Source organism: Butyrivibrio sp. AE3009 (genome assembly GCF_000420845.1).
Classification (GTDB): domain Bacteria; phylum Bacillota; class Clostridia; order Lachnospirales; family Lachnospiraceae; genus Butyrivibrio.
Genome location: NZ_ATVS01000001.1, coordinates 101,942 through 126,890 on the forward strand (window position 1 = coordinate 101,942; position 24,949 = coordinate 126,890).

The window sequence follows — 24,949 nt, forward strand, 5'->3', positions numbered from 1 at the left end:
TAATTTTTTAACTAATCCGCTAAATATTTTACAGCCTATTTGTTAATTTCGCAACAAAAAAGTCCCACAAATCGCAAAATTTGTCGGGACTTTGTATTATTGTTATTATTTTCACGCAATATCAAAAATCACTCATACAGTTCAATGCGCCGGATGCACCTCTGCATCAGCAGGAAGCGCTGTTCCCATGCCACCGATGATATCCATTACTCTGGCAAGCCCCCTGTAGGCCCTGGCTCTTGAAATATAAGGGCAGCCTGCCATCTTATAATCCGGGCCATCGGAAATGATCTCATCATCATTATCAAAATCAAAATCATTCTCATTACCCTTGCAGATATCGCCGATAATATCGAGATCATATGCCTTCTTAAGGCACTCCTCCATGGAAATGTTTCTCTTGGACTTATCCTTCTCCATAAAGCGGATTAGAAAACTTGCATATTCACCGTAGGACAAGGCATCATCGGGTCTGAAGAACTGCTTGTCGCCTATTCTCTTGATGGTTATGTCATCTATCAGATTCTCATCTATAAGAGCCTGAACATAGCCTGAATCCCATTCATCAACAGCTATGTCGGCGTATTTCTTATGATAAGGTCTGACTCCTGTCTTCCTGAAGGCCTTGAACATGCTCATAAGAAACTGCGCTCTCGGCATCTCATCATCAGGATGAAGATGCATGACACAAGGATCCAGGATTCCATATTTCAGAGCCTCATTAATGAATATACAATCTCTGATCTTGGGAATATCCACATAAGGAAGCTCTATTCCGGGGAAATCCGATGCCGGAATCTCCTTAGGAGCCTCTTCCATATCGAAGGATTTCTCTGAAAAATCAGCAGCTCGGCCGTTATCATAATCATTAATAGAACAATCGGGAGCCTTCCTGCACTCTTCTATGAACCGGTCAGCAATAATCATTGCTCCCAGATCATTGGTATGAGTAATATCACCTTTTATAAAGAAATCAGATGCCCTATCAGAAACACTGACCCACTTATCAAAAGTAAATTCATGAAGATCAACAAAAAACGCATTGCTATTCTCAGCGGCCTTGCGCGCTGCCTTCGCATAGGATGAAAGCAATGAATAATGCCTCGGCATATCCAGCTCTCTGGCTTCGCCCTCACTTAATGTGAGTGGAATACGGCTGATAGGAGAACATATTATAGCCTTGGCACCTACAGCGTCGGCCTCTTCTACATATCTAAGAAGGTTGTTGTAATATCCCTTGAACGCACTAAGGTTTCTTCTCTTCTGATCGTTATGACCAAACTGAATAACAAGAAGATCACCAGACTTAATAAGTTCCTGGACAATGGCGTAATGACCATCATCTCTGAAACAGTTGGAGGTAAGTCCTGAATGCGCCATGTTGCATACAGCCGCACCTTGGATAAACATAGATAGCATCTGGGCCCATCCGCCGCAGCTGTCCTTGGGGAAATACGGTACTCCCGCATTCTGGTCCGTAAGCGTTGAATCACCTGCGATCCAGATTACAGGAACCTCCTTCTCTTCTATAGTAATATCAACTGAAATATCATCACGTAAAACCGGAGATACAACATTCTCATCGTAGGCTAACAGGTTCTCACCGGTAAGGCTGATATAAACAGCCTTCTCTTCACATCTCCTTGAAGAAAGAGCGGGAATATACGGAGTTACGGCAGTATGGAACTCTTTCTCATAGGAACCGCCCGCTTCGATGACAACTCCGCGGTCTATCAGATTCCTTCTTCCGGCAAAAAGAATAAGATTCTCCACCTTATCAGAACCGGAAGTGATCCTTACTATAACCCTGTAGGTGCCAAAGACAGGCACCTCAGCCTTGATAATAAGGACTTCTCTGTCCGGAAAACACTCATTCTTCTCAAAAACTCTTCTGTTCCAGCCGCCGCTCTTAAGTGCCTGTTCGGAAGCTGTGGGTTTCAGAGTTCTTGCCATATCAGGCTCCCATGTCCCATAGCCTTTTTCGGTTGTAAAGGTACTATCCGCAGCACCTCCGCAAATAGTAAAATTTTTCAAAAACATCGCCATACTCCTATAAACATCTTTTTACATCTTACAACAAAGTTTATATTTTATAAAGCGAAATTTTATAAAATTTTAATACTTTTCAACCATTAATCGTCTACATCAAAATGTTCAAGCACACTTTTCTTTTTCTCAGGTCTGGTATCTCCATGCTTAACCATAGACATGGTGCAGAATGCCAGCGCCGAGAAAATAAACGCATAAGGGAAAAGCGTTTTATAAGAAACATGTTCCAAAAGAAATCCCGAGAAAATCGGAGTAAACACCTGCGCTGCCATGGAAAAGGTGTAATAGGTTCCTGTAAACTTACCTATATCTCCTGCCTTACTCATCTCAACAACCATGGGATAAGAATTGACGTTGATGGCTGCCCAGCCGATTCCAACCAGAGCAAAGAATATGTTGATTGAGGTTGAAAAATGAGGATAAAGTCCGGTGATTACAAAGCTTGCGGCCATAATCGAGATACCGATAAGGATAGTCTTCTTTCTTCCAATCTTGCCTGAAACATAAGCGATCGGCACATAGCTCAGGGTCGCAGCACCGGTGGCAACAAGAAGGCAAGTTGCGTAAGCGTTGTCATGAAGGTCCCACACCTCCACTACGAATCTTGAAAAAGCTGTAGTTACTGCGTTATAGGCGGTAAACCACAAAAATACCGATACAAGAAGAAACATCAGGCTCTTCTTAACATCCGCAGGCATGTCGTTCTTGCCACCCTCGGCTGTCTTCTCGTCATTGTCAAAAGATTCTCCCAGGGAATGAAGTCCGCCTTCAGTCTCTATGATTTTTTTGATCTTCTTCTCCTTGATAGTTACAAATACTAAAAGAACCGCAAGTATCATGCATGCAATAAGGCTCATCACAAGGGGAATATAGTTGGTCCTCGCCGGATCATCAGCTTCTTTTAACAAAACCTTGATCATCACAAGGATATAGATGCCGCCCAGGGTTCCCATAAGATTGATAATGGCGTTGGCACTGCTCCTGCAGGGAGCCGGTGTAAGATCGGGCATAAGAGAGACCGCCGGGGATCTGTAGGTTCCCATCGCAATAAGAAGAAGGAGCAAGATCACGATGAACAAAGGAAGACTTCCGCTGGGGCGGGCAACTGCTATAAGAATAAATAACAGCGCCGTGGACAGGATTGTTCCTATTACTATAAAGGGCATTCTTTTACCCATTTTGGTATCAGTCTTATCTGAAAGAGCGCCGAAAAAAGGCAGAAGAAACAGAGCCAGCACGTTATCAAGAGCCATAACCACACCGGTTGCCGTCTCACCCAGCTTAAAGGTATATTTCAGTATCTTGGGAATCTCATTGTCATAGAACTGCCAGAATGCGCAGATAGAAAAGAACGCAAATCCGATAAGAATAGTACGTTTGTAATTAAGCTTCATATTTAGTTCCCCCAATCATTTTTTCACATATAAATATATTAAGGAATGAACGCTTCTTTAGCAATGTGAAAAAGCTACAATACGAATGGTTGCATTTTATAGAAGATTCTCATATAATACGAACTGTTGCAAAGGATAGATTAATTGAATTTTGAGAGGTTATTTTTTAATGATTAGTGCAAATAACGTAACCTTAAGAGTTGGTAAAAAAGCTCTTTTTGAAGAAGTTAACATCAAGTTCACTCCCGGTAACTGCTACGGTATCATCGGAGCAAACGGTGCCGGTAAGTCAACTTTCCTTAAGATCCTTTCAGGACAGATTGAGACCACCAACGGTGATGTAGTTATCTCCGATGGCGAGCGTCTCTCCTTCCTTGAGCAGGACCATTTCAAATATGATGAGAACGTGGTTCTCGATACCGTAATTGCAGGTAATGCCCGTCTCTTCGAGATCAAGAACGAGAAGGACGCCATCTATGCAAAAGAGGATTTCACAGACGAAGACGGAATCCGTGCCAGCGAGCTTGAGGCAGAATTCGCCGAGATGAACGGCTGGGAAGCTGAGTCTGATGCAGAGTCACTTCTTAACGGACTTGGAATTGATACAGAGTTCCATTACAAGCTTATGAAGGAGCTTGATGGTGCACAGAAGGTTAAGGTTCTTCTTGCAAGAGCACTTTTCGGTAATCCCGATATCCTGCTTCTGGACGAGCCTACCAACCACCTTGATCTGGATGCTATCGCATGGCTCGAGGAGTTCCTTATCAACTTTGAGAATACAGTTATTGTCGTATCCCACGACAGATACTTCCTTAATAAAGTATGTACCTACATCGCAGACATCGACTACGGTAAGATTCAGCTCTATGCCGGTAACTACGATTTCTGGTATGAGTCATCTCAGCTGATGATCCGTCAGATGAAGGAAGCCAACAAGAAGAAAGAGGAACAGATCAAGGAACTTAAAGAGTTCATCGCTCGTTTCTCAGCTAACGCAAGTAAGAGTAAGCAGGCTACTTCCAGAAAGAAGGCTCTCGAGAAGATTGAGCTTGATACTATCAAGCCTTCCAGCAGAAAGTACCCTTACATTGACTTCAGACCTAACCGTGAGATCGGTAACGAGGTCCTTACCGTTGAAGGTCTTTCCAAGACTGTTAACGGTGAGAAGGTTCTCGACAATATTTCATTCGTAATCCAGAGAGAGGACAAGGTCGCTTTTGTAGGCGGTAACGAGCTTGCCAAGACCACTCTCTTCCAGATTCTTTCAGGAGAGCTTGAGCCCGATGAAGGAACCTATAAATGGGGTGTAACCACATCACAGGCATACTTCCCCAAGGACAACACCAAGGAGTTCGACAACGACTACACCATCACCGAGTGGCTTACAGGCTATTCTGAGATTAAGGATGCTACTTATGTAAGAGGCTTCCTTGGCCGTATGCTCTTTGCCGGTGAGGACGGTGTTAAGAAGGTTAAGGTATTATCCGGAGGAGAAAAGGTAAGATGTCTTCTTTCCAAGATGATGATCTCCGGTGCCAACTGCCTTATCTTCGATGAGCCCACCAACCACCTTGATATGGAATCCATCTCCGCTCTTAACGACGGAATGATCAAGTTCCCCGGTGTTGAGCTCTTCGCCTGCCGTGACCACCAGGTTGTTCAGACCACAGCCAACAGAATCATGGAGATTCTGCCCGACGGATCACTTATTGATAAGAGATCCACCTATGATGAGTACCTTGAAAATGATGAAATGGCAAGAAAGCGTACAGTATACAACACTGTTGCCGAAGAGGAAGAAGACGACTGATTCCACCATTTTGTAATATAGCGTAGTTAGTATCCCGCCCCGGCGGCTTACAATATTATTTATGCGAAAGCGGAGGAGAAAAAAGCATGCAGACATTTAGTCCCGTAAAAGAAGGAAAGGTTAGAGAAATCTACGATATCGGCGAGAACCTTATCATGGTTGCCACCGACAGAATTTCAGCTTTTGATGTTATCTTAAAGAACAAAGTCAACAAAAAAGGCGCAGTTCTTACACAGATGTCCAAGTTCTGGTTTGACCTTACCAAGGATATTGTTAAGAACCACATGGTCAGCACAGATACAGCTGATATGCCTGAGTTTTTCAGAACACCTGAGTTTACAGGAAACAGCATGCTTTGCAAAAAGCTCACAATGATCCCCGTAGAGTGTATCGTTCGTGGCTATATAACAGGTAGCGGCTGGAAGAGCTATGTAGAAAACGGAACAGTTTGTGGAATCAAGCTTCCTGAGGGACTTAAGGAATGCGGCAAGCTCCCTGAACCTATCTACACTCCCAGCACCAAGGCAGAGATCGGTGATCACGATGAGAACATCGATTTTGACCGCAGCGTAGAGGTTCTTGAAAAGGCCTTCCCGGGACACGGCGAGGAATACGCTACCAAGATCAGAGATTACACAATCGCTCTTTACAAGAAATGTGCAGACTACGCTCTCACTCGCGGCATCATCATTGCAGATACCAAGTTTGAGTTTGGTATCGATGAGAACGGCGAGGTTGTTATCGGTGATGAGATGCTCACTCCCGATTCATCACGTTTCTGGCCTGTAGAGGGCTACGAAGAAGGTCACGATCAGCCTTCCTTCGACAAGCAGTTTGTTCGTAACTGGCTTAAAGCCAATCCCGACAGTGATTACAACCTTCCTCAGGATGTAATCGACAAGACTATAGATAAGTATCTTGAAGCTTATAAGCTTCTTACAGGCAGCGAACTGAACGTATAAATCATAAAAAGGTTGGAGCATTTATATGCTTCAACCTTTTTGGTTATCTTACTATTCTAATTTAATTATTTAGGAATATTATCCTCACAGATTCCTTGTCGAAACAGGCTGCAAAGGCTTCATTAACCCAGTGGTCCTTATCATCGTTCACACCTGTTCCCAATAACACACCTGAATTAACAAGACTCACTTCCACTTCCACGTCCTGTTCATCAGCCCCGCGCACATCTTCAATCATTTCGGCGTTCATACTGCAATAGCTATGCATGGTCCCGTCAGCAAATTCCCGTGCCGTCTTGTATAGCATCAGATCACCAATACCTATGGTTCTGATATTCAGATAAGCCATGAAGATCAGTATCGGTATCAAAGTACCCCAGTTAACAGCAATGTTCTTTTTGGCCATCTCTTCTCCGACCATATTGGAAACCAGAGCTATAACCAAAGCAAAAGCAAGTACGATTTCCAGATCCACAAGGAAAAGAATTCTCTCCTGTCCTGTTACTCTTCCATACCCAAGACTTACCGGAAAAACTGAAGCACCAAGAATAAGCACAACTGAAACTATCCCATATAGAATCTGTTTATCCCTGATACATTTTCCCTCTGCCCTAAATGCCAGGAAGGCGAAGAACATTATTATACATGCCATTACAATATACTGATTCTTATACAGAACATATGCCCTTCCCAACAATTGTCTGATTGTATTGGCCAGTGCAGTCACGACACTGAGTCCGTGTCCCGATTCTCCCTCCAATCTGTCAAAATTTCCCGGTGACAATACATTGATCACTGCGCTGAGGACAGCTCCTGCAAACGGAAGCCAGGATAACTTTTTACTTACAGTATCTTCTTTTCCGGCTACAATCTTAGAAGCAAAACCAAGTGCTATACACAAACCGCCTGCGCAGGCAAAACCCGCCACATTCAGCGCTCCGCCGCAGCCAAGCATCAGACAAACAGCAGCTCCGATAAAACTTTTTCTTTTACCGTACAGAAAATACTGCACATACTGTTCCAAACCGATAAACGCCATAGCCATCGGAATCGTATATCCACCCGCTCCCGTGAGCCAGTACAGTTCTTCCCTGGCAGGAGTAAGATTCATTCCGGTAAAAACAACGACATTCATCATCACTAAAACAGCCGGCCACTTATATGATTCGTCAACAAGGAATCGCACCATAGAAACCAATCTAAACAGTGCATAGATAAAAAGAATAAAGGATAAAAACAAATAGATTCTGACACCGGTATAACTTAATTTAGTTATGCCTACGGCAAACATATCAAGATGGTTGGTAAACCATGCCCCCTGCCAGTTCCCATACATCCAAAGAGCCTGTGATATCGCTGCTGTAAAAATACTGGGATAATGCTGATTACTCCTTAGCATATCATAGAAATTAAAATCATCGATAACCGGCACCGAATAGATGATCCCCAGTGCCAGCACCAGAATAAAGCTCATCAGAATAAAAGCAAGAACAAACGTTAAAACAGTGCGATGCTTAATCCCCCTCATAACATCTCCCCAAGATTTAAACTATAATTCCTACCTTTCTATTTTCTCACTATAATGCAAAAAAATAAATAGTAAAATGATTATTCGTAACTGCGAAACTTACAGTACAGTCATCCTCAAGTACACGCTCACCAATCTTTACCACCGCATGGCCATGGAGACTGGCGTTCGACTGACTTGTACTAACTCTATGTCATACCAAAAAGGTGCCAGGCACCGCGTGCCTGACACCTTTAGTTTATTTATTATCTTACAGCGCCTTCTTGATTGCCTCGAGGAAGTCGCTGTATTCCTCGAAGGCAGGAAGCTCGGGATGATCTGCCTTGATCTGCTCTGTTGAGCGGAACAGGAAGCCTGCCTTGGAGGCCTGGATCATACCAAGGTCGTTGTAGCTGTCACCGGCAGCGATGGTCTCGTAGCCGATGGACTGAAGAGCCTTGACTGTTGTGAGCTTGGAGTTCTCGATTCTCATCTTGAAATCTGTGATCTCACCGTTATCGGCAACCACCAGTGAATTGCAGAAAATGGTGGGCCAGCCAAGCTTCTCCATAAGAGGAGTTGCAAACTGTGTAAAGGTATCACTGATAATGATTACCTGTGTGATCTTACGAAGCTCATCAAGGAACTCCTTTGCTCCCGGAAGGGGATCGATCTTGGCGATGGTCTCCTGTATCTCTTTAAGTCCAAGGCCATGCTCTTTAAGGATTCCAAGTCTCCATCTCATGAGCTTGTCATAGTCAGGTTCATCTCTGGTGGTTCTCTTAAGTTCGGGAATTCCGCTGGCCTGTGAAAAGGCGATCCATATCTCCGGTACAAGTACTCCCTCAAGGTCCAAACAAACGATATTCATAATACACACTCCTTCATATATACTTTAACACATTAAATCCATAAAGATTGTAGCATACATGTAGCTTCCAGACAAACCCAAAAGATTTATTTTTTGCCTGCTGCCATTTTAATAGGCGGAAGAAGTTCCTCAGGAACAAAGAGCTTACCTCTTCCTACAGCCAGATCAATATCCTTCTTATTGGCTCCATGGAAATCAGAACCTCCGCTGACAAGCAGGTCATACTTGCCTGCGAGAGCCTTCATATCTCTTTCTTCCCGTGGCTCATAGGTGGAATAAATAGCCTCCAATCCCATAAGTCCTGCTGCCTTCAGGCGCTTAACCAGATTTTCCAATCTCTCATCACTCATGCGATACAAAATAGGATGAGCCAGAATAGGCACTCCTCCTGCCTGCAGAATATGCTCTATAGCCTGCTCCGGAAGTATCTTTTCCCTTGGCACAAAATAGGGGCAGTTGTCCCCGATAAGTCTGTCAAAAACCTCCTGTCGACTCTTAACATATCCCTTTTCCATAATGAGCTTTGCATAGTGAGCTCTTGTTATGACAGCTCCGGGATTCTTCTCCACAAGTTCATCATAGGTGATGGGTATGCCGGCTTCCTCAGTGAGTTTCTTGCACATCTTGATATTTCTGTTAATTCTGGAATCCTTGAATTCCTGAAGCTTCTTCTGATAAGCTTCATCCCTGTGATTGATGTACAGGCCTACGATATGAACATCCTTGCCTTCCTCAACTGTGGAATATTCTATACCGGGCACAAACTCCATATCCGGGTACTTCCCAGCAGTATAGGCAATTCCTTCATCCAGCCCTGCGACCGTATCATGGTCTGTAAGTGCTATTGCCGAAAGTCCCTTATCATGGGCATAATCGATAAGCTCCTTAACAGAATAACTTCCATCCGAACAATTGGAATGTGTATGTAAATCTATCGCTCTCATTATTTTCTCTCCATATAAAAATTTATGACTATTGGGTCTGACATATCAGATAGCCCCTAAAATAAACTCCGCCAGGCCATCATGATTGTTATCTTCTTTGGTAACAACATCTGCACTTGCCTTAACTACATCCGTGCCGTTTATCATGGCAATGCCGCAGCCTGCTGCCTCGATCATGGACAGGTCATTCTGCTCATCTCCCGCAGCCAGCGTATTCTCTACAGGTATCCCAAGATAATCAGCAAGCCTTTTTACCGCACTTCCCTTTCCCGCAATGGAAGGAAATATCTCCATGTAATATGGATTGGAATACAAAAGGGTCAGCTCATCCCCCACCATCTCCTGAAGCGCCATTCTAAATCTCTCCTGCTTCTCATGATCATGAAGCTCAATGGCAATCATCTTGGAAGGCGGTGTCACTATATACTGCATAACATCGTCAGCCACTATCAGCGGCGTCTTAATAACCCTTCTGTAATAATCCATACACTCCCCATTCCATCTGCTGACGATATGAGTCTCATTATAGGTATGGCAGTGCATATCATATTCTGCCGCAAGGTCCATGATCTTCGGCACAAGTTCGAGCCTAATACCGGTCTTGTATACATATTTCTCATCATCAACACTGAATATTTCTGTACCGTTGGAGCCGCAAAGATAGCTCCCCTTAAAATCAAGCCCCAGCCCATTATAAACTGCTCTTGCACTGTCAATGGCCCTTCCCGTATTTATACAGAAATGATTCCCTGCCTCCGTGAACCTCCTAAGAGCCTCCATGGTAGCAGGTGTTATTATCTTCTCTTTATTCAAAAGAGTTCCGTCCAGGTCAAAGAAAAAAATCTTACTGCTCAAAATATCCTCCAATAAACATTTATAACTTTAACCATTATACCAAAAAAGGTGTCAGACACCGTGAACAAATTGTGAGTAAAGGTCACAGTTTGTTCACGGAGCCTGACACCTTATATGAATTGTATATTATCAGCCCTCTACGATAAGGTATCTGCCATCGCCGATATCAAATACTTCGTCAGCATCAAGAACGTTGCCCTCAACGTCTACACCGGATTCCTCGAAATATTCTTCGACCTCATCCGGTCCGTCAACAACAACTGCCATGCAGTCCTCAAGGAAAGCCTCTGCCTCTTCCTCATTGGATGCCACATCCTCCGGGAAAAGCTGTCCCTGATTCTCCAAAAAACATCTGATCACTGCCTCGTCATACTCGTGCATACAAATTGTCCTCCGAAACTCTATAGTAGTCCGTTATTCTTAAGTTCATGATAGAGTCTTGCAATGGGAAGCCCCACAACATTGTAATAGTCGCCTCTTATACCGGTGATGTATATTCCAAACAGTCCCTGAACGCCGTAGGCTCCTGCCTTGTCATCCGCTTCACCGGTGGCCACATAGGAAAGGATCTCCTCCTCTGTCATAGGTGCCACATCCACCAGCGTCTCCTCATGGAAAGTAAAACTGTAAGGCTTACCATCCTTCATGGTAAATACTGTTACTCCGGTATATACCGCATGGGAGTCGCCCTGAAATCCTCTGATCATATCAGCGGCATCCTTGCGGTCTCTGGGCTTACCAAGTACCCTACGTTTATATGATACAATGGTGTCTGCGCCAATTACAACGGGGATATCTGTAGAATTGGTTAAAACTTTATTAAATATCTCGGAAGCTTTCTGATAAGAAAGCTCTTCAACTATCTCCTCAGGCAGCTCTTTACTGGTAGCCTCCTCGCCTATGGCGGGTATTACTTCATAATTGGGAATCACCTTGGCAAGAAGTTCTTTCCTTCTCGGGGATCCCGAAGCAAGAATGTATTTCACTTACTCTTCTCCTTTATTACCATAAAAATATTCGAATAATATTATAATCACATATGCTTCTCAGGTACAAATACTCTTGTATTCTGAGCATTCATGACCTTGGCCGCAGCTGCTGCCTCATCTCCGAATATCTTCTGAGAATTGATCTTCTCAGCGTACTCTTCGCCGGTGGTAACCTCCTTGGAGAAGGTTCCGTCAGGCTGCATGATATGTGCCTTTACATTGTCCTTAAGCTCTGTATCAAGAATGTGCCACAGCTTCTCCCGTAGTTTCTCGTTCTCAACAGGGAAAAGAATCTCTACACGCCTCTCAAGGTTTCTAGGCATCCAATCGGCACTGGAAGCATAGAACTCAGGGCTCGTTCCGTTCTCAAAATAGAACACTCTGCTGTGCTCCAGGAAGTTACCTACAATAGACCTTACTGTAATATTCTCGCTGACTCCCGGTATTCCAACCTTAAGGCAGCATATACCTCGTACTATCAGATCTATCTTAACTCCCATGCTGCTGGCTCTGTATAACTCGGCGATAACCTCCTTGTGACAGATGGAATTCATCTTGGCAATGATCCTTGCGGGTTCACCTGCCTTGGCATGTTCTTCTTCTCTTTTGATTAGATCTATGATCCTATCCTTAAGCCACAGAGGTGCAAGGGACAGCTTGTTCCAGCCAAGGGGCTCAGAATAACCTGACAGCATGTTAAATACCGCAGTTGCATCCTCACCGTAGGACGGTGCGCAGGTAAAAAGTCCTACGTCCGTATACTGTTTAGCCGTGGAATCATTGTAGTTACCTGTTGCAAGATGCACATATCTCTTGATTCCGTCCTCCTCACGTCTTACCACCAAAGTGATCTTACAGTGAGTCTTAAGTCCCACAAGACCGTAGATAACATGACATCCCGCTTTCTCAAGCATCTTGGCCCAGACGATGTTGTTCTCCTCATCGAATCTTGCCTTGAGCTCCACCAGAACCGTAACCTGCTTGCCGTTATCTGCTGCCTTGGCAAGGGCTGCAATGATCGGAGAGTTACCGCTTACTCTGTAGAGAGTCTGTTTGATAGCCAGAACATCGGGATCCACAGCCGCCTTTTCGACGAAGCGAACCACATTCTCAAAGGTCTCATAAGGATGGTGCATCAGCACATCTCCCTCTCTTATGACCTCGAAAATATCCCTGTCGTTGTTAAAGGCCACCACCGGCTGAGGCGGCTTGTAGCTGTGCTCCTTGAGATGCTCGAAGTCGTCCAGCTTGTACACCTTCATAAGGAAGGTCAGATCAAGGGGACCCTCTATCCTGTATATCTCATTGGCATCAACTCCCAGATCACCGGCGATGATCTTAAGAAGCTTCTTATCCATATCCCCGGAGACTTCAAGCCTTATGGCCTGTCCCCACTGACGGAGCTTGAGCTGCTTCTCGATCTCCTTTAAAAGATCCTCCGCCTCATCCTCGTCGATGGATAGATCCGCGTTTCTTCCTGCCCTGTAAGGGGCACTGGTGATTATATCGTAGTTCATGAAGAGCTTACTTAAGTTCTTCTGTATTATCTGCTCTAACAGAACAATCTTGCGAAGTCCCGTTTCGGAATCTGAAGAAGGAATCTCCAGGATTCTGGGAAGTACATCAGGCACCTGTACCGTTGCAAAATCAACGCCGTCCTTGCCCTCTTTTTTCTTAAGAAGCGCACCTATATTAAGGGTCTTGTTCCTGATAAGGGGAAATGGCCTTGAAGAGTCCACCGCCATTGGTGTAAGAACAGGGAAAACGAATTCGTCGAAATACCTGTCCACATAGTCGCTCTCCTTCCTGCCAAGCTCGTTCACATCGCAGATCTTAAGCCCATTGTCCACCAGCTGGGGAACCAGGAACTGATTGTAGATCTCATACTGCTTGTCCACAAAATTGTGAACGGCAAAAAGCACTGCATCCAGCTGCTCACCGGCTGTCATGCCTGCAATATCAAGCTTCTTGTAGCCGGCATTGATCATGTCCTTAAGGGATGCAACTCTTACCATGAAGAACTCGTCCAGGTTGCTGGCAGATATAGCCAGAAACTTCAGCCTCTCAAACAGAGGATTGTGCTCATCCTCCGCCTCGGACAGAACTCTTTCGTTAAAAGAAAGCCAGCTCAGCTCTCTGTTTATGTAGAGCCTTGAATCTTCAAAATCTACAGTTTTGTTTTTGTTCTTATCCTTTATCTTATCCTTTATCTTAGCCATATCAGATGATCCTCTTTTGCCTGATGACAGGTCTTACACCAAATACTTCCTCAAAAAAGCTTGCTCTGTTTCCGAACAGTCCCTTCTCAAGGGTAATGTCCGCATTGGTATCCACATATATCTCCAGCTCTCCGTCCTTGATGGAAACCCGGACATCCTTGAACTTCTGCTTGTGGGTCCTGTCAAGGCCGTTGGCTATTCTGATTATAGCTGTGAGCTTGGCAACTCTAAGGTAATCCTCCTTGGAGAACCCTTCAAAGAACTTGCTGTTACTTGTGTAGTAATCGAAGGCCTCATGATTGAATCTGACCACGTTGGCCACGATTTCCCTCTCTCTGTGGGACAGGCCTATGATCTCCGTTGACATGATGATGTTGTAGGAGCAGTCTCCAAGGTAAACGAGACTAATGTATTTACCGCAATCATGAAGTATGGTTGCAATCTGTAAAAGAAGCCTGTCTCTTCCGGTAAGTCCGTGGAGGTCCGCCGTACTGTCAAACACCGTTAGTGCTATCTTCTGCAACGTCTCACGCCTTGATTTACTACCCATGAATCTCTTGGATATATTCTGGGCGCAGGCGATGATATCCTGTTCAAAATCATGAGGCGAACTGATGAAGCTCTTTTTCTCCGCGTACTCATAGGCTATACCGTCGCAGAGTGTAATGCCGGGAGCCCACAGATTGTCAGCCTTAGTCTCATCTAGAATACATTTGATGATAGTTCCCGATACATACAATAAAGGTACGTTATCCTCAGGAATATTAAGCTTCTTGGCTACTTCGATGGCACTGGTATTGTTGGCCTTCTCCAGGAACTTCATGTACTCCTGTCTTGTTGCATAGCCCGGTCTGTCGGTTCCCATCCTGTGCCTCTGAATAACCGGCGAAATGTAGTCGTCTACGATTATGATATTTTCTATTTTTCTGTCCTTAAGATGGATCTTGGAAAAGACACTTAGCTGGGAATTGACCAGCTCCGAAACCAGGTCTCTGTACTTAAGCTTGGTGGCATGTACTTCCTCCATGGTGGTGTGGATCCTCAAAACACCGGTGGTAAGATTCTGGGTGGCAACCAGAGCATCCTTTTCAAAGATGGATATCTGAATACTGCCGCCACCTATATCCACAATGGCAGTGGGACGTTTGATGATCTCCTCAAACTGGTCCTGTTTCAAGGCTATAGATTTGTAGTCGAGAAATCTCTGCTCTGAGTTACTTAAGATGTCGATGTGTATGCCGGTCCTTTGCTCTATCAGGTCCTGAACCACAACAATGTCCTTGGTCTCACGCATGGCACTGGTGCCGTAGGCCTGATAGTGGGTGACGCCGTAGCTGCGCATGATATCCCTGAAATCCGTAATTATCCTGATCATCTCATCCACATGGAAATTGGAGATCCTGCCGGTGGCATAGGTCTCCGTTCCAAGGTCCATGCGATGTCTGACATGGTCCAGCTCCTTTACGCCGTATTTAGCGGACAGCTCAAAGATCTTGAGCGCCATCTCATAGGAACCCACATCGATTGCAGCAAATACTTCACCCGTCATAAGAACCCCTCTATCCTTAATAATTTCCAAGTATTTTCAGCATCTTGGCCTCTTCCCTAAGGCCCCTTAATGCATTCTTCACCGCGCTGTCCTCAAGATTGCCGTCAAAATCTATGAAGAATCTGTATTCCCAGTTCCTGTCCTCAATAGGTCTTGACTCGATCTTGGTCATGTTAAGGTTGTTATAGATAAAATGTGACATCATATGGTACAAGGATCCTGCCTCGTGGGGAATCTCCATGCAGATGCTGATCTTGCCCGCACCCTTAAGGAATACCTTCTGATTGGTCACTATAATGAATCTCGTTGAATTGGACTCAGCCTGATTGACGCCCTCCTGAAGAACCTCAAGGCCGTATATCCTGGCCGCCAGAGTGCTTCCGATGGCTCCCTGGGTTATGTCCCCATCCTCTGCCACCTTACGGGCCGCAAAGGCGTTGTTTTTCATACTGATCTGCCTTATGTCGCTGTGTTCTGACAAAAACTTCGCACTCTGCATAAGGGACTGGGGATGTGAATAAACTGTATTGATATCTGAAAGCTTAGCTCCCGGAAGTCCCATAAGGCAGTGCCTAATCTCAATGATCTGTTCTCCGATGATGTAGTGTTCATACTCGGTCAGAAGATCGTATATCTCACTGACAATTCCTGCTGTGGAATTCTCTATGGGAAGTACCGCATAGTCTGCGCTTCCGTCCTCCAGGACCGCCATTGCATCCCTGAAGCTCTCCACATGGAAGCTGTTCACCTCTTCTCCGAAGAACTCCTTCATGGCGATCTCAGAATAGGCGCCCTCTGCTCCCTGGTAGCAGACTCTGCAGTTCTTGTAATCTATTGAATCGATTCTGATAAAGGGAAGTCTTCCTGAAGCACCGTGGGCCTGAAGCTTCTGGTACTGGAGCTTCCTGCTCATGGACATCAGCTGGGAAAAAAGCTCCTCAACACCTACTTTGTTAAATTCAGAATGGGTAAGTTCTCCCACTGCCTTGAGCTTCTGATCTTCTCTTTCCTTATCAAAAACCTTTTTGCCGTTAGCTATCTTATAATCAGCCACCTGTGAAGCAATATCCATTCTTTTTTCATAGAGCTCCACAATCTGTCTGTCGACCTTATCTATCTCGACTCTAAGTTCCTTAAGATCCATTTTTTCATACTCCCAAACATACGCATATATATTCATGATAGTTGATTTTGTGCTTGATAGCAAGGTTTAACGAGCCTATAATAATTCTAAGAGAGGGGTTAACCATGAATAAGAAAATTGTTATCGTTTTTTTACTTGTGGCATTTTTATCTATCGGTCTGGTTGCTGTCACCCTTTACGAGCAGCGGATCCCCATGGATCCTTCGGACGTAGGGAATATGACAGGCAATCTTCAGAACGGCGGTCTGTTTTTCGAGATGGACGACAAGGTCTATTTTTCCAATTCCCAGGAAGAAAATTGTTTATACTCCATGAATCTTGATGAATCCAAACCAAAGCGCCTTACCACCATGGGTGCCAAGTATATCAACGGAGCCAACGGCTACCTCTATTTTTACATGGATTCAACTCACAAGTCCGGCAAGGTTACAGGCCTGGGAGCCGCTTCCAATCAGTTCGGAATCTACAGGTGCACCACCAAGGGCAGGAATCAGACCTGTCTTCTTCGTGACTTCTGCGGCGAGGTTCAGCTCTGCGGTGAATATATCTATTACCAGGGCAAAACAGATGGCGGCACCCTTAACAAGATCCGCGTTGACAAAAAGGATAAACAGCAGGTTGCCAATGAGATGATATCCCCTGTCTGCTATGACAACGGCATTCTATATTACACCGGCGTTACCAACGATCACAACATACATGCTATGCGCTTAAACGGCAGCTACTCTGATACAGTGGTGGTACCGGGATACTGCTTTTTCCCTGTGGTTATGGACGGCTACATCTACTATCTCAACGGAGAATCCAATTACAGCATCTGGAGAACCAACCTCTCAACCGGAGTTCAGGAGCTTGTAGTCTCCGACAGATGTGACTGCTTCACCATGGACCATGAGCACATCTACTACTCTTTTTCCAACGCTGATCACCCCGCCCTTCGCAGATGCGATCTGGACGGAAGCAATATTTACATTTTGTACGAGGGTATTGTTAACAGTATTAACTTGACATCCCGCTATGTTTATTTTAAGGTTTTTGGAGATGATGCGACGACGTATCATATGCCCCTTGATGGTTCCAGACCTGCCTCGGTTTTCGTGGTCAGCGGCTGATTCCATATATTTTACGTATTTTACATTTAATTATTGAGGAGACGGTATGAATAAGTTAAGACACATGATGAATCCTTTGGATTTCTCGGTTGAGGAATTGGAGGCGCTTTTCGATGTGGCAAATGACATCGAAAACAACATGGAAGCCTATTCCCACAAGTGTGAGGGAAAGATAATGGCTACCTGTTTTTATGAACCAAGTACCAGAACAAGACTCAGTTTTGAAACAGCAATGCTTCGTCTCGGCGGTAAATGCCTTGGATTCGCAGATGCGGGATCTTCCTCGGCAGCCAAGGGCGAAAGTGTTTCCGATACCATTAGAGTTATTTCCTGTTTCGCAGATATATGTGCCATGAGGCATCCCAAGGAAGGCGCACCGATGGTTGCAGCTTCCAAATCCGGTATTCCCGTTATCAACGCAGGTGACGGAGGTCATCAGCATCCCACCCAGACTCTCACAGATCTTCTTACAATCAGATCACTTTACGGCAAACTTGGTGATTTCACCATTGGCCTTTGCGGAGACCTTAAATTTGGTCGTACCGTCCACTCTCTTATAAATGCCCTGACTCGTTACACAGGCATCAAATTCGTATTTATTTCTCCAAATGAATTAAGAGTCCCCGACTATATAACAGAAATGCTTGATTCCAAGGGCATCCCCTTCGAAGAGGTTGTTCGTTTGGAAGAGGTTATGCCCAAGCTTGATTTCCTCTACATGACAAGAGTTCAGAAGGAGCGTTTCTTCAACGAGGAAGACTACATAAGACTCAAAGATTTCTACATCCTTGATAAGGCCAAGCTGTCCCTTGCCAAGGAGAAGATGTTCATTCTCCATCCCCTTCCCAGAGTCAACGAGATCTCCGTTGAGATTGACGATGACCCAAGGGCCGCATACTTCAAGCAGGTTCAGTACGGTCTGTACGTAAGAATGGCACTTATCTTAACTCTCCTTGATATGACTGATGCCCATATGAATCACGATCTTCTGAGGAAGTTCTGATCTCCGGCTCAGAATATAGATTATTGTTTAAGGTAAATCATTTAGAATTTCAGAAAGAAGGATTTCTATGTTAAATATTGGAAAAATAGAAGAAGGCTTTGTTCTTGACCATATCCAGGCAGGAAAGAGCATGCAGATATACAGGCACCTTGGCCTTGATAAGCTTGACTCCACCGTTGCCATAATCAAGAACGCCAAGAGTAAGGCCATGGGCAAAAAAGACATTCTGAAGGTAGAATGTGATATCGATACCCTTGACCTTGATGTTCTGGCATTTATCGACCACAACATCACCGTTAATGTTATTAAAGCCGGTGAGATAATCGAGAAGAGATCTCTGGTTCTTCCCAAGGAGATAAAGGATGTCATCCGCTGCCACAACCCAAGATGCATCTCCTCCATCGAGCAGGAGCTGCCCCAGATCTTCTATCTGTCGGATGAGAAAAAAGAGATCTATCGTTGCAAGTACTGCGATGAGAAGTATTCCGAGACGGATCTGTCGAAGAAGTGATAGCAATAAAAAGGGGACAGTCCCCATTAACAAACTGTGAACATCAGTACCTGCCGGAAAGATATGTAGTTCACAATTTGTTGATGGGGACTGTCCCCTTTTTATTGCTATCCCCTTTTTGTTGCTATCACTTTATATATCCATTCTGCCTATTATACACATCATCCGTATGTTTTACTCTTCTTCTCTCTTCGCCCCTTAGCATCTCCTGCATAAAAGGATTATCATTTGCTCCGGACACAGAGATCGGCTGAGTCTCTTTGTTTACATAGACATCCTTAGATGATTTACCAAACATAACTTTCCCTCCTATAAGAAAAAAATTCTTTCTCTTCAAGATAAATTATAGCACGGCATAATTAAGTGTGTATGGTAAAAGAATTAAATATCTGCTAAATTATCGTCACTGTTTCTGTGCTACAATGATGCAGTTGGACTCTGGATATTCAGTTATTTCGCCCTTTTCATCAAGGAGTTCCAAGTACTTGCCAAGGTTATCGGGGTAGCCCGGTTCCAGGAACTGTTCTGCAAAAACAAGTTCAGCACCCATTTCCTTAAAAAAGTTCTTATATTCCTCCAGTGTAAAATATCCGAACTGCTCCTGAACCTCATGGGCATAGCTCTCAGAACCCCAGGTATAGGTGAAAAGGAACTCTCTGATAAAGTTGATATCACCGGTAACTGTCAGGTTCTTCTCATCGATATCGGTGACCTTTTTATCCTCCGGTATATCCTTAAGTCCCTTGAAGTCCGTCATGTAGTTCTTAAAGAAATCAAGGCCTGCTGCCGTTTTGAATCTTATCTTTCTGACAGCACTACCTTCAGTCTTAACACCGTCTCTGATAATGATCCTGCCGCCCTTATCAAGACTGTCATAGGCATTTCTAAGAGCCTTTTTCACACTGTCAATTTCAAATCTTCCGTTCTCGTTTTCAGTGTATGAATATATCTCGTGAAGTATTGATGAGAATATAACGCTGCCGGCCTTTGGTTCCAAGGTCTTATCCACGAAGTTGTGAACCTTGACTTCCCAGCTGTGTCCCTCTCTGTTTTTCTTCTGGCCCAGAGCCTCAATAACGTTGGTTGAGATATCTGTACCGATGACCTTTTTATCCGGGAACCTGGCTTCCAGCTTATCAAGTAGTATTCCACCGCCGCTTCCCACATCCACAACGCTGTCTCCTGCCACGTAATCTATGATGCTGTCCTTGGTGCTCTTTGATACATCATTCATGGTCCTTAGATACTTGTCTTCATTGTTGAGCCTGTCAAAGGCATCGCGCCTGAAGCCAAACATATCGTAGAGTACGATGATACTCTTTTCGAAGGTAAGAAGACCGCTCCTCTCTGCTTCAACGCAGAAGTCAATGAGCTTTTCACACACCCTGGAGAACTTGAAATCCACATAGGCTGAGCCGTTACGAACCTTCACATTTATGTTCACATTCTGAACGGAAGCATCAAGAAGATACTTTTCGATGATACGTTTTTTATAGATATTGATATGTTTTTTGCCCTCGTAATCGTAGTAGAGATTATCTGCAAGAGCCTTGAAGTTAAGGTGATTAACCGGGTCATTTTGTGCATCTATCACTTCAAGAATATTGGCCAGAATAATCCTTATCTGCCCCATGTTAAAATCGGAAAGCGCCGCCTCGAAATACCACAGTTCAAACCTTGGGAATATCTTTTTCTCAAAAAACTTAACGTCATTATCGAAGAACTCAATCTCCCCGGGAAGAAGCTTCTGGAGCCTATGGGCCGGCGAATATTCCTTAAGCTCTCCCCTTACGATTCCATCTATAAGAGACTCCGTGCTCTTCTTAACCCTGTTCCATATGTTGTCACTGACAGCCTTGATGATGCACTCATTAAGAGCCATGAGAAGGACCTTTAAATCATCTCTTTTAATCCCAAGAAGATCTTTATTTCCGGAAAAAGAAATCTCACCTCTAAGGGACTGACCTACAACTCCGTGGGTCTTAATAAGGGTATACACAAGTCCGGAATCTCCGGTTGCGTCTTTGTAGATCTCAGCTGAGGCTATGTTGTGAATATCCAAAGGATATCCCTTTTTGATCCACTCTTTTCTCTCAGCCTCAAGTCCTCCCTTGGCCACTTCTGACCACATAAGAGTAAGCCTCACCGCATCGAAGGTATCTGCGGAAAGGCTCTCTCTTTCTTTGATCTCATCAAGTATATCAAGAGTTCTCATTACATACATGAGAGTTTCTTTGCCCGAAAGGCTCCCCATACTTTCTAGTCTCTCGGCATTTACATAAACGTTGTCGGTCTGGGTCAGGTACTTAAGCCAGAGCTTGTCTGACAGTACCCCCTCCTTAAGATCTCCGTTCTTCTCAAAAAATGTATCAAAATTTGAACTCATTTCCCGTCCTTTCAACCGGTAACGAGTCTCCCGATACGGTCTGCGACTGAAATCTCAATCTGCATTCCCGCATTGAATTCAATGGTGTCATCAAGGATTCCGTCTGAAAAGACTACGCCGTTTTCACTCATGTTCGAGGTGATAAGAAGGTTCTCATTCTCCTCAATCTGTCCGTAGACAAGCTCTGCCTGGGTGAATCTGCTGGGATATGGCTCCCTTACCTGAAAGGTGAGACTTTTGGCTCCCCAGTCAAAGACAGGTTCCTTCACATCTCCAAGGCCGAAGCTCCTGGCCATACCTCTGAACTGTGCCATGACTGACTTATGCCACCCCGTCATGCCAAAGCCTGTTGAAATGATGATTCCCGATGATGACTGATTCTCTATCCGGTTTCTGTAATTAATGTGGTATCTGGCGGAAGTGTGATTGTCTACGCCTATAAAGAAGTCGTTTACTGCGTAAAGAACCTGACCGTCCTTAGACTCCACTTTTCCCATTGTAACATTTTTCTCTGAGAATGTATCATCGATCACCTTGGGAAGTACTCTTTCCAGGTCCCCTGTTTCAAAGGGAAGGAGCACCCCGTCCCATCTTGCGGGATCGGGGTTAATTCCTATAAGAGGCTGACCGTCAAGATATTTCATGGTGTTGGCCACGAGTCCGTCCTGGCCCACTGCAATAACTATGTCCTTGGGGCCAAAGATCATGTTGGAAATATATTCCCTGTCTATCTCCTGAAGTCTTGCCATGGGGCGAACAAGGTTCCTTACGCTCTCAAGAGCATTGTTATAATTTCTGTCCTCAAGTTCATAGTCAGAGAAATCTGCACCCAGATGCTCTATATAAAACTTCGCCTGCTCTATGGTGTTATATCTTCTCTTAAGCTCTTCGTATCTGGTGCGCCTCTTTACCAGCACCACCTTGTTCATGCCTCTGTCTGTCATCTCTATCCTCCCTAACCGTCCCCTTGTCAGATCCCAGGCCACTTACAATGGTCTTAAGAAGATCCGGTGTGATATTGAAATTCTCAATCTTGCCGGCGTTCTCTCCGATGTTCATAAATGCCTTAGCCATCAGCGTTGCGGGATCTGTCTGAGCCATTGCGCATGCCTCGACGAGGGCTACGTTCAGGTTGTTGTATGCTCTTACAATTCCTTCTACTGCATATGCTTCCTGGTCTGCCTTGATCCTTGCATTCTCGGCTTCAAGCTCCGTGTATTCCTTGTTCTTCTTTTCAAGCTCGATCTTACCAAGCATTTCCTGCTTCTCGATAAGGAGCTTTTTGGCTGTGGCCTTTTCCTGAAGATCAAATTCTTTTTCCTGCTTCTCTGTGTTCAGGGCAAGCTCTGCGCGAAGGGCCTTCAACTTAATTGCCTGCTTCATCTCCTGCTCTTTTTCTTCCTTCTCCTGCTCCTTCTCTGCCACCTTGATCTCGGTGTTGATCTCGTTCTCCTTGATGAGTCTCTCCTGCTCGATGGCTGCGTTCCTTCTCTTGTAGATGGCATCGTCCTGTTCCTTCAGGATTTCCTCTCTGGCTGCAGCTTCAAGAGCTTTTCTGGTCTCAACTGTGGGGCTGATACCAAGGATGTTTACAGAGGTGATGCTTACGCCCAGCTTTTCAATTGATTCATCCTGGGAAAGCGCTGCTGCAACCTCTCCTGCCAGCTGATCCGCCAGTCTGATGATGGTTCTGACGTCACATTTGCTGACTGCCTTGATAACGATGGCCTTGATGATATTGTTGATCCTCTTCTCCAGAACTGCCATGGTTTCAAGAATCTTGTCATCCATAGGTGCGTTGGGACTATAGGAAAAATCAAGCATTGCAGAAGCCTTGGCATAATCTGTGATCATATATGTGGTAACGCCCTGTACGTATACTCTCTGATAATCACTGGTCACAAGATCATCAAAGGCGAAGCTCCCGTCAAAGGCTGTGGAGGGAGCCACCACCAGGTTGGTTGTCATGTTGTTGTACAGAACCGATAATCCGATTCCCTCTCTCACAACCGCCCCGTTTCTGATAACCATTACATAGTCGTTTGGTCTGAATTTTTTGAATGTCATAATCTGCTCCTTACGTGTTTTGTTATTTTAATTAGTAGTATTTTGCTACTTTGCTTTGCTTGTTTATATATTAGTAGCATTTTACTACTTTGTCAACAGGCAAATTAAGGAACCCTAATAATCTGAAAGACCACGCCTCTCTGTTAGCCAGTGGCTCAGATAAATTAAAAACTGCATCTGCTGAAATACTATGGTAATGGAGATCCTGACAAAGGTATGAAAGAGATAAAAAGAAGAATTCCTTAAATTTCTTGAAGATGGGAGGTCCAAACACTGATGGATAAAGATAAAAAAGATATGGCTGGGCAGGAGTCAAAACCCAGATAGATCTGATTCTCTGGCTTGGTGCAGCTGGATTCTGACTCTTTGTATCCCTGGTTGTTGTCACAGTTGTATACACTGTCTTTATAACCCGTAAGATTAAAGGGAACAAAGAAGTTAATAATCGTTCCCATACTCATCAACCTTACAGTGTCGCTAGATGTTCCAATCCGGATTCTGTCTGATCCACGCCGGGATCCTTATTTGTCATCACGACTGAAATCTCTCCTGTCGCAGTGTTTAGTTTTAGCATACTCTGTCCGTTTTCGCCCCATCCTTGCGATAACAGGATGTCTCCTTCACTCAGGAATAAACCAAGGCCCACCTGGGAAAAGTTCTCAGTGGGTCTTATCATTTCCAGTGCAGATTCCCTGCTAAGAAACGTACTCCGGCCATTTATTGCTTCGAAGAATTCTTTGGCTATCGTCATCAGTTCCTCGGGCGTACTCCATAACTCTGAGGTATGGTTAAGGATCGATCTTATTGTGGCGTTGCTTTCTTCTCCGTCTTTTGTACGAAGCTTCCACTGATGAAGATAGCGATTGACGGGTTCATCTATATTTAGCAGCTCCTGAAGCTTCCTAACCGTTATTGCCGTAATAAACTTTGATATCGAGCACGCAGGAAAAACGGTATTCCTATCTACTGCAACACCGTTTTCCTTATCGGCAACTCCAGTGTATTTCAAGATTTCTCTTCCAGCCGCATCCCTATATGCACAGCTTACTCCCGGGAAGCGTTCATACATCTGTCCTTTAATGCTGTCAGGGCCGCTCTCCATATACTCCTTAAGGGCTATATATTCCCGCTGATATGAACCTCTTTTTTCCTCGCTTATATCAGCATAAGACTCATGTTTTGAGAACAGTTCCAGCGCATCTTGTAAAGGTATCCATTCCGGCTGTACTCCGCGGCGTATTTCAGCTTCGGTAAGGTTCATATGCCCTTTTCCCGTTACTTCGCAAGCAAAGCAGCAGCCCGAATAGCAGTATTCCTCGTAATATTCCTTCATGAAAACAACCGGTCTTATGACGCGGACAAGTACCCCTGTTTCTTCCTCGACCTCGCGGATAACGCACTCCTCGAAGGTCTCGCCTTCTTCCTGGCCGCCGCCCGGAAGCAGCCACCAGCCTGAATTTAATTCATGAGTAAGGAGGATATTTCCATCCTGTACGATAATCGCGCGAGCCCCGTCTCGCGTCTTCGAAAATGTCTCAAATCGATTCGCCCCCAATATTTCTACAGTTTTCATACCA

Annotated in this window: 21 protein-coding genes; 5 read left to right on the top strand and 16 right to left on the bottom strand. The window is 44.6% G+C overall.

Annotation, left to right across the window (positions count from 1 at the left end):
• Nucleotides 1–141: 141 nt before the first annotated feature.
• Together G588_RS0100390 and G588_RS0100395 are read right to left on the bottom strand one after the other, a co-directional pair.
• Nucleotides 142–2,040 (bottom strand): GDSL-type esterase/lipase family protein, encoded by a 1,899-nt coding sequence (locus tag G588_RS0100390; protein ID WP_022776773.1) that lies wholly within the window; start codon nucleotides 2,038–2,040, stop codon nucleotides 142–144.
• A gap of 92 nt (nucleotides 2,041–2,132) precedes the next feature.
• Nucleotides 2,133–3,443, bottom strand: a complete 1,311-nt coding sequence (locus G588_RS0100395; RefSeq protein WP_022776774.1) for an MFS transporter — start codon at nucleotides 3,441–3,443, stop codon at nucleotides 2,133–2,135.
• Between the two features lie 169 nt (nucleotides 3,444–3,612).
• Between G588_RS0100395 and G588_RS0100400 the strand changes: the two genes are divergently transcribed.
• Entirely contained in the window at nucleotides 3,613–5,253 is a 1,641-nt protein-coding gene (locus G588_RS0100400) for an ABC-F family ATP-binding cassette domain-containing protein (RefSeq protein ID WP_022776775.1), read from the top strand.
• Nucleotides 5,254–5,339: 86 nt separating this feature from the next.
• Nucleotides 5,340–6,215, top strand: coding sequence for a phosphoribosylaminoimidazolesuccinocarboxamide synthase (locus G588_RS0100405; protein ID WP_022776776.1), 876 nt, complete (start codon nucleotides 5,340–5,342; stop codon nucleotides 6,213–6,215).
• Nucleotides 6,216–6,276: 61 nt separating this feature from the next.
• Here the strand turns inward: G588_RS0100405 and G588_RS0100410 are convergent, their stop codons facing one another.
• The 9 genes from G588_RS0100410 to pheA all read right to left on the bottom strand — a co-directional run bounded on the left by G588_RS0100410 (nucleotide 6,277) and on the right by pheA (nucleotide 16,293).
• The gene (locus G588_RS0100410) at nucleotides 6,277–7,743 is read right to left on the bottom strand and encodes a hypothetical protein (RefSeq protein WP_022776777.1); all 1,467 of its coding nucleotides are present in this window, start codon (nucleotides 7,741–7,743) and stop codon (nucleotides 6,277–6,279) included.
• A gap of 250 nt (nucleotides 7,744–7,993) precedes the next feature.
• On the bottom strand, nucleotides 7,994–8,593 hold the full coding sequence (gene thrH / locus G588_RS0100415; RefSeq protein WP_022776778.1) for a bifunctional phosphoserine phosphatase/homoserine phosphotransferase ThrH: 600 nt from the start codon (nucleotides 8,591–8,593) through the stop codon (nucleotides 7,994–7,996).
• An 86-nt stretch (nucleotides 8,594–8,679) separates the two neighbouring features.
• The gene (locus tag G588_RS0100420) at nucleotides 8,680–9,537 is read right to left on the bottom strand and encodes a PHP domain-containing protein (RefSeq protein WP_022776779.1); all 858 of its coding nucleotides are present in this window, start codon (nucleotides 9,535–9,537) and stop codon (nucleotides 8,680–8,682) included.
• 45 nt (nucleotides 9,538–9,582) lie between these two features.
• On the bottom strand, nucleotides 9,583–10,392 hold the full coding sequence (locus G588_RS21080; RefSeq protein WP_022776780.1) for a Cof-type HAD-IIB family hydrolase: 810 nt from the start codon (nucleotides 10,390–10,392) through the stop codon (nucleotides 9,583–9,585).
• Nucleotides 10,393–10,521: 129 nt separating this feature from the next.
• Nucleotides 10,522–10,773, bottom strand: coding sequence for a hypothetical protein (locus tag G588_RS0100430; protein ID WP_022776781.1), 252 nt, complete (start codon nucleotides 10,771–10,773; stop codon nucleotides 10,522–10,524).
• 20 nt (nucleotides 10,774–10,793) lie between these two features.
• Nucleotides 10,794–11,378, bottom strand: a complete 585-nt coding sequence (locus G588_RS0100435; protein WP_022776782.1) for a Maf family protein — start codon at nucleotides 11,376–11,378, stop codon at nucleotides 10,794–10,796.
• Between the two features lie 47 nt (nucleotides 11,379–11,425).
• On the bottom strand, nucleotides 11,426–13,600 hold the full coding sequence (locus G588_RS0100440) for an RNA degradosome polyphosphate kinase (RefSeq protein ID WP_022776783.1): 2,175 nt from the start codon (nucleotides 13,598–13,600) through the stop codon (nucleotides 11,426–11,428).
• Nucleotide 13,601: 1 nt separating this feature from the next.
• On the bottom strand, nucleotides 13,602–15,149 hold the full coding sequence (locus tag G588_RS0100445) for a Ppx/GppA phosphatase family protein (protein WP_022776784.1): 1,548 nt from the start codon (nucleotides 15,147–15,149) through the stop codon (nucleotides 13,602–13,604).
• A gap of 16 nt (nucleotides 15,150–15,165) precedes the next feature.
• Nucleotides 15,166–16,293 carry a prephenate dehydratase gene (pheA, locus tag G588_RS0100450; protein WP_022776785.1) on the bottom strand — a complete coding sequence of 376 codons (1,128 nt, stop codon included), beginning with the start codon at nucleotides 16,291–16,293 and terminating at the stop codon, nucleotides 15,166–15,168.
• A gap of 104 nt (nucleotides 16,294–16,397) precedes the next feature.
• Between pheA and G588_RS0100455 the strand changes: the two genes are divergently transcribed.
• The 3 genes from G588_RS0100455 to G588_RS0100465 all read left to right on the top strand — a co-directional run bounded on the left by G588_RS0100455 (nucleotide 16,398) and on the right by G588_RS0100465 (nucleotide 18,919).
• Nucleotides 16,398–17,405, top strand: a complete 1,008-nt coding sequence (locus G588_RS0100455) for a DUF5050 domain-containing protein (RefSeq protein WP_022776786.1) — start codon at nucleotides 16,398–16,400, stop codon at nucleotides 17,403–17,405.
• A gap of 46 nt (nucleotides 17,406–17,451) precedes the next feature.
• Nucleotides 17,452–18,408, top strand: a complete 957-nt coding sequence (pyrB, locus tag G588_RS0100460; protein WP_022776787.1) for an aspartate carbamoyltransferase — start codon at nucleotides 17,452–17,454, stop codon at nucleotides 18,406–18,408.
• A 67-nt stretch (nucleotides 18,409–18,475) separates the two neighbouring features.
• Nucleotides 18,476–18,919 (top strand): aspartate carbamoyltransferase regulatory subunit, encoded by a 444-nt coding sequence (locus G588_RS0100465; RefSeq protein ID WP_022776788.1) that lies wholly within the window; start codon nucleotides 18,476–18,478, stop codon nucleotides 18,917–18,919.
• A 127-nt stretch (nucleotides 18,920–19,046) separates the two neighbouring features.
• On the opposite strand, the gene G588_RS22310 is transcribed toward G588_RS0100465, so the two are convergent.
• The 5 genes from G588_RS22310 to G588_RS21090 all read right to left on the bottom strand — a co-directional run bounded on the left by G588_RS22310 (nucleotide 19,047) and on the right by G588_RS21090 (nucleotide 24,945).
• Nucleotides 19,047–19,217, bottom strand: a complete 171-nt coding sequence (locus G588_RS22310; protein WP_022776789.1) for a hypothetical protein — start codon at nucleotides 19,215–19,217, stop codon at nucleotides 19,047–19,049.
• A gap of 105 nt (nucleotides 19,218–19,322) precedes the next feature.
• Nucleotides 19,323–21,305 (bottom strand): methyltransferase, encoded by a 1,983-nt coding sequence (locus G588_RS18550; RefSeq protein ID WP_022776790.1) that lies wholly within the window; start codon nucleotides 21,303–21,305, stop codon nucleotides 19,323–19,325.
• 11 nt (nucleotides 21,306–21,316) lie between these two features.
• A complete protein-coding gene (locus G588_RS0100480) occupies nucleotides 21,317–22,249 on the bottom strand; it encodes a sugar kinase (RefSeq protein ID WP_022776791.1) in 933 nt (310 codons plus the stop codon).
• Nucleotides 22,185–23,372 carry an SPFH domain-containing protein gene (locus G588_RS21085; RefSeq protein WP_022776792.1) on the bottom strand — a complete coding sequence of 396 codons (1,188 nt, stop codon included), beginning with the start codon at nucleotides 23,370–23,372 and terminating at the stop codon, nucleotides 22,185–22,187. The genes G588_RS0100480 and G588_RS21085 overlap by 65 nt, the downstream gene beginning before the upstream one ends.
• A gap of 466 nt (nucleotides 23,373–23,838) precedes the next feature.
• Entirely contained in the window at nucleotides 23,839–24,945 is a 1,107-nt protein-coding gene (locus G588_RS21090; protein ID WP_022776794.1) for a serine hydrolase, read from the bottom strand.
• Nucleotides 24,946–24,949: the final 4 nt, after the last annotated feature.

What these genes read in the sequence shown, in the direction of transcription:
- G588_RS0100390 (WP_022776773.1), bottom strand. Translation starts at nt 2,040, where the DNA reads ATGTTTTTGAAAAATTTTACTATTTGCGGAGGTGCTGCGGATAGTACC.
- G588_RS0100395 (WP_022776774.1), bottom strand. Translation starts at nt 3,443, where the DNA reads ATGAAGCTTAATTACAAACGTACTATTCTTATCGGATTTGCGTTCTTT.
- G588_RS0100400 (WP_022776775.1), top strand. Translation starts at nt 3,613, where the DNA reads ATGATTAGTGCAAATAACGTAACCTTAAGAGTTGGTAAAAAAGCTCTT.
- G588_RS0100405 (WP_022776776.1), top strand. Translation starts at nt 5,340, where the DNA reads ATGCAGACATTTAGTCCCGTAAAAGAAGGAAAGGTTAGAGAAATCTAC.
- G588_RS0100410 (WP_022776777.1), bottom strand. Translation starts at nt 7,743, where the DNA reads ATGAGGGGGATTAAGCATCGCACTGTTTTAACGTTTGTTCTTGCTTTT.
- thrH (WP_022776778.1), bottom strand. Translation starts at nt 8,593, where the DNA reads ATGAATATCGTTTGTTTGGACCTTGAGGGAGTACTTGTACCGGAGATA.
- G588_RS0100420 (WP_022776779.1), bottom strand. Translation starts at nt 9,537, where the DNA reads ATGAGAGCGATAGATTTACATACACATTCCAATTGTTCGGATGGAAGT.
- G588_RS0100430 (WP_022776781.1), bottom strand. Translation starts at nt 10,773, where the DNA reads ATGCACGAGTATGACGAGGCAGTGATCAGATGTTTTTTGGAGAATCAG.
- G588_RS0100440 (WP_022776783.1), bottom strand. Translation starts at nt 13,600, where the DNA reads ATGGCTAAGATAAAGGATAAGATAAAGGATAAGAACAAAAACAAAACT.
- G588_RS0100445 (WP_022776784.1), bottom strand. Translation starts at nt 15,149, where the DNA reads ATGACGGGTGAAGTATTTGCTGCAATCGATGTGGGTTCCTATGAGATG.
- pheA (WP_022776785.1), bottom strand. Translation starts at nt 16,293, where the DNA reads ATGGATCTTAAGGAACTTAGAGTCGAGATAGATAAGGTCGACAGACAG.
- G588_RS0100455 (WP_022776786.1), top strand. Translation starts at nt 16,398, where the DNA reads ATGAATAAGAAAATTGTTATCGTTTTTTTACTTGTGGCATTTTTATCT.
- pyrB (WP_022776787.1), top strand. Translation starts at nt 17,452, where the DNA reads ATGAATAAGTTAAGACACATGATGAATCCTTTGGATTTCTCGGTTGAG.
- G588_RS0100465 (WP_022776788.1), top strand. Translation starts at nt 18,476, where the DNA reads ATGTTAAATATTGGAAAAATAGAAGAAGGCTTTGTTCTTGACCATATC.
- G588_RS22310 (WP_022776789.1), bottom strand. Translation starts at nt 19,217, where the DNA reads ATGTTTGGTAAATCATCTAAGGATGTCTATGTAAACAAAGAGACTCAG.
- G588_RS18550 (WP_022776790.1), bottom strand. Translation starts at nt 21,305, where the DNA reads ATGAGTTCAAATTTTGATACATTTTTTGAGAAGAACGGAGATCTTAAG.
- G588_RS0100480 (WP_022776791.1), bottom strand. Translation starts at nt 22,249, where the DNA reads ATGACAGACAGAGGCATGAACAAGGTGGTGCTGGTAAAGAGGCGCACC.
- G588_RS21085 (WP_022776792.1), bottom strand. Translation starts at nt 23,372, where the DNA reads ATGACATTCAAAAAATTCAGACCAAACGACTATGTAATGGTTATCAGA.
- G588_RS21090 (WP_022776794.1), bottom strand. Translation starts at nt 24,945, where the DNA reads ATGAAAACTGTAGAAATATTGGGGGCGAATCGATTTGAGACATTTTCG.